This window comes from Streptomyces sp. NPDC059895, assembly GCF_042731035.1.
Taxonomy (GTDB): domain Bacteria; phylum Actinomycetota; class Actinomycetes; order Streptomycetales; family Streptomycetaceae; genus Streptomyces.
Window position 1 is genome coordinate 1 of record NZ_JBHWKO010000026.1, and the last position, 4266, is coordinate 4266.

General features: G+C 70.4%; 4 protein-coding genes. 2 read left to right on the forward strand and 2 right to left on the reverse strand.

Translation table 11 applies throughout. The features are described 5' to 3' along the window. The coding region (locus ACFV9M_RS26145; RefSeq protein ID WP_385079770.1) for an IS5 family transposase at nucleotides 1-773 on the reverse strand (773 nt) is incomplete at its 3' end. A gap of 129 nt (nucleotides 774-902) precedes the next feature. On the opposite strand from ACFV9M_RS26145, the gene ACFV9M_RS26150 reads away from it, so the two are divergent. Further along, complete coding sequence (locus ACFV9M_RS26150) at nucleotides 903-1196, forward strand: hypothetical protein (protein ID WP_385079773.1); 294 nt, start codon at nucleotides 903-905, stop codon at nucleotides 1194-1196. Here ACFV9M_RS26150 and ACFV9M_RS26155 read toward each other — a convergent pair. After that, nucleotides 1180-2169 carry a GlxA family transcriptional regulator gene (locus ACFV9M_RS26155; RefSeq protein WP_385079776.1) on the reverse strand — a complete coding sequence of 330 codons (990 nt, stop codon included), beginning with the start codon at nucleotides 2167-2169 and terminating at the stop codon, nucleotides 1180-1182. The two genes, ACFV9M_RS26150 and ACFV9M_RS26155, sit on opposite strands and share 17 nt — an antisense overlap. A gap of 204 nt (nucleotides 2170-2373) precedes the next feature. Between ACFV9M_RS26155 and ACFV9M_RS26160 the strand changes: the two genes are divergently transcribed. Continuing rightward, nucleotides 2374-3210: an alpha/beta hydrolase gene (locus ACFV9M_RS26160; protein WP_385079779.1), complete on the forward strand. Its 837-nt coding sequence runs from the start codon at nucleotides 2374-2376 to the stop codon at nucleotides 3208-3210. Nucleotides 3211-4266: the final 1056 nt, after the last annotated feature.

Consider the following 4266-nt stretch of genomic DNA (forward strand, 5'->3'; position numbering starts at 1 on the left):
GTCAGTATCAGGTTCAGGGCCCTTGCGGACCAGCCCACCAGCATGCCGGTGTATCCGCTGTCCGCCCACACGCGCCTGAGCCGGTGATGCCGCCTCGTGGCCTGGGCCAGGAGGTCCTGGGCGGCATCCCGGTCCCCCGCCGAGGCGGGGGTGACCATGACCGCGAGGATCAGGCCGAGGGTATCCACCACAATGTGCCGCTTGCGCCCTTTGATCTTCTTCCCGCCGTCATAGCCGCTGGTCGCGGCCCCGACCGTGGACGTGCCTTTCGCGGACTGCGAGTCGATCACCCCTGCCGTCGGCTCCGCATCCCGGCCCTGCGCTTCACGCACCGCGGCGCGGAGCCGGTCATGGAACTCGCCGGTCAGCCCCTGCTTCCGCCAGCGGGTGAAGAACCGGTGCACCGCCTTCCACGGCGGGTAATCGGCAGGCAGCGCGGGCCACTTCACGCCGTTGTCCACCACGTACCTGACCGCGTCGAGTATGTCCCGGTGGCAGTACTCCTCCGGCCGGCCGCCCCGGCCCTCGGCCCACGCGGGCTTCGGGATCATGTCGCGGACCGCGGCCCACTCCGCGTCCCTCATGTCGGTCGGATAGCCGTGCCCGCCGGACGAATTGTCCGCGGCGTTGCCGTACGTGTGGGCGAAGCAGTCACACGTCCGCGTGTCCGGAATGGACTCTTTCAAAGCAGACCGATACAACTGCGGCAACAGGGCCTCCCGGTGAGCAGTGGCGTAGACACCCTCTGTGCTACCGAGAGGCCCTGCCTTCATGCCACCGCGCGGCCACAATCACCTGAACAGCACGTTCGTACGGAACCCCCAGCTCCACACTCGGTTTCGAGAAGCCTTCTGAAGGCAATCCGGTCCCGATGGCGAATCCTGCCGCCGGGGAAGATCGCGGTGATCGTCCTGGCCGTACTGCGCCACGACCAGCGCCTGGCCGACATGGCCGGCGGCAACAACGTTGCCGAGTCCACCGTCCGCCGCTGGCGCGACGAGCTGATCGGACTGCTTGCCGCCCAGGCGCCACGCCTGGACCGTGCTTTGCAGAAGGTCGCCAAGCAGGGCGGGGAGGTGGTCCTGATCGACGGCACCCTCATCCGCGCCAGGCGCCGCACCGGCAAGGCACTTCGACGGCCGCCTCTCCGCAGCCCGCCAGTAACCCGGAACACCCTGGTTACACCGCTCGATTGACAGACCCCCTTGACGAGGCGTAGGCGGTCCGGTAACGCGAGGGCGGGATCCCGTACCGGCTCTGGAAGGCCAGGCGCAGGGTCTCGGCGGAGCCGAATCCGCACCGTGCGGCGATCCGGGGCAGTGGCAACGACGTCGTCGTGAGCAGGTGTGCGGCCGCGGCGATGCGGACCTGCCGGACGAAGCGGCCCGGTGGCTGTCCGACGTGGGTCAGGAACAGCCTGGTGAGGTGGCGGGGGGTGACTCCGGCGATGCCGGCCAGCGCGGCTGTGCCGAGGTCGCCGTCCGGGTGGGCGTTGATGTGGTCGACAAGGCGTCGTACGACGTCGTGGTCGGGCGCGGGTGCGGCCGTGAACAGGCTCATCTGCGCCTGGTTGCCGGGGCGCTGGAGGTAGGTGACCAGGTGGCGGGAGAGGTGCCGGGCCAGTTGGACGCCATGGTCCTCTTCCACCAGGGCCAGCATCAGATCGAGGCCGCTGGTGATGCCCGCCGAGGTGGACACCTTCCCGGACCGGATGTAGATGGGGTCGGGGTCGATGGTGACCTGGGGATGTCGCGCGGCGATCTCTGCGGCGAACGCCCAGTGGGTCGTCGCGCGCTCGCCGTCGAGGAGCCCGGCGGCGGCGAGGACGCTCGCGCCGGTGCACACCGAGGCCACTCGCCGGCTGATCCGGGCCAGCCGCTGCACATGGGCGATGACCAGGGGGTTGGCGGCGGCACGGGCATGGCCGAGGCCGCCGGCGACGACGAGGGTGTCGAGGGGGCCGGTGAACCGCTCCAGTGCCTGGCCGCTGTGCAGGACCACGCCGGGGCCGCAGGTGATCGGACGCCGGCCCGGACTCAGGAGGGTGACCTGATAGGGCATGCGCGGCTCGCCGAGGAGGTTCGCCATGGCGAAGGTCGACGTCACGCAGGCGATGTCGAGCAGTTCGGCGTCGTCGTAGCCGACGACGGCGATCGAACGTATTCCCACGGGGACGAAGCATAGGCGCAAAGGACCGGTGTCCCACAGTTTCGGACCTCCCTGACGGGAGGACGGCCCACCGCACCGCACGAAGATCACTGTGTTCCTGACACCGGGACGCCGGAGCGCCACGCTCCCGTCCGCGTGGTGATCGCGTCACCCGTCACCCGGGCATCACTTTGCCTCGTGCCGCCCTCGAACAGGAGAACCGACATGACCTCGCACACCGATCTGGAGCAGATCGAGGCGGCCAACGCGAGCGGCAGGCAGCCGGTCGTCTTCATCCACGGCCTCTGGCTGCTGCCCACCAGCTGGCAGCGGTGGGCCGACGTGTTCGCCGCGGCCGGCTACGCGCCCGTCGTACCCGGCTGGCCGGACGACCCGGACACCGTCGAGGAGGCCCACGCCCACCCCGAGGTGTTCGCCCGCAAGAGCGTCGGCCAGGTCGCCGACCACTTCTGCGAGCTGATCGGCAAGCTGGACCGCAGACCGGCCGTCGTCGGCCACTCCTTCGGCGGCCTGATCGCCCAGATCACCGCCGGGCGGAGCCTGTCCACCGCCTCCGTCGCGATCGACCCGGCCCCCTTCCGCGGCGTGCTGCCGCTGCCGCTCTCCGCGCTGCGGGTGGCCGGCGCCGTACTCGGCAACCCAACCAACTACCACCGCGCCGTCCCGCTCACCTACGAGCAGTTCCGCTACGGCTTCGCCAACGCCGTCACCGAAGAAGAAGCACACGAGCTGTACGCGGCCTTCGCGGTCCCGGCGTCCGGCGAACCGCTCTTCCAAGCCGCGGTCGCCAACCTCAACCCGTGGACCGAGGTGAAGGTCGACACCGACACCCCGGACCGCGGCCCGCTGCTGATCATCTCCGGCGAGAAGGACCACACCGTACCGTGGGCCATCGCCCACGCCTCCTATCGGCAGCAGAAGGGCAACCCGGGCGTCACCGAGATCGTCGAGATCGAGAACCGCGGCCACTCACTGACCATCGACAGCGGCTGGCGGGAGGTCTGCGACACCGCCCTCGCCTTCATCCAGCGCTTCCACTGAGCAACCGTCACTCCGCCGTTCACGACTGCCTCGCGGACGGCGGAGCAGACCTTCGACCTGCCCCGCTGCCGGACCCTCGCGTGCACCTGGCCGCGCTCCTTGAAGACGCGCCCGCCCTGATCCAGGCTCTCCCGACCACCGCCAACCGTACGGTGATGACCGGCCGTATCGGCAGCTTGGGCGGCGGCGTGGTCACGTGGGGTCCCCGATCGCGCTCGCAGTGAGTCCTCCCACCACAAGGAGGTGGAGACCTGTTCACGCACTTGCGCCCTGACCTGCGGTTGCCACTCGGATTCGGCCTCCTCCACCAGGGCCGCCTGGAGGCGCTTCTGGGGCTTCGTCAGCTTCCCGGCGAGATAGCGCTCCACCGTACGGCGCGAGGTGCCCAGACGCTCCGCCACGGCCTTGTGGACCCCCTCTCTCGCGTGCGAAGAAATTTCATGCATGCCTTTGCGGATTCCGGCGCAGGTCGGGTGAACACCTTCCGCTCCGCCCGCGCGAGGGCCTCCAGGACCTTGCCGCGGCGCGGCGCCGGCTGCTGCGGGGCATCGACCGCACCTTCCTCTACCGTCACCGCGACCTGCTCGGCCGGGTCCACGCCCAGGCCGCCCCGTCCCCGGAGGCCGCACGCCCGGCGGTCAGCAGGGCCCCGCTGCAAGCCGATCTGCTGGCCGCCGACGCCCGAACCGCTCAGCTCGCTGCCCAGGTCAGACGCCTCGAAGCGCGACTCAGCGAAGTCCTGGGTGAGCAGGTCCGGCGCGAGTCCGGCATCGGCGGCCCCGAGGACACCGAACAGCTCAAGGCTCGGATCACCACCCTGATCGACCTGGAGCTCAAGATCCAGGACCGTGACGACGACCTCGCCGCTGCCCGCGCCGCCGATCTCGAGCTAATGGCCCAGCTCAACCGCCACACCGATTGATCAATCGGTTTCTGACCACCTGAAGTCCGCGGGCCCCCGGCGGCCCCGCCGGGGGCGGGCCGGGGGCCGGGGGGGGGTCCGACACCGGGGTGGCGCGGCCGCGGGGCGCCAAGGGCCGCTTTGGGCCCCAGTGC

Bases quoted from the DNA above. Each gene is read 5' to 3' on its own strand.
- ACFV9M_RS26160 (WP_385079779.1), top strand. From the start codon at position 2,374: ATGACCTCGCACACCGATCTGGAGCAGATCGAGGCGGCCAACGCGAGC.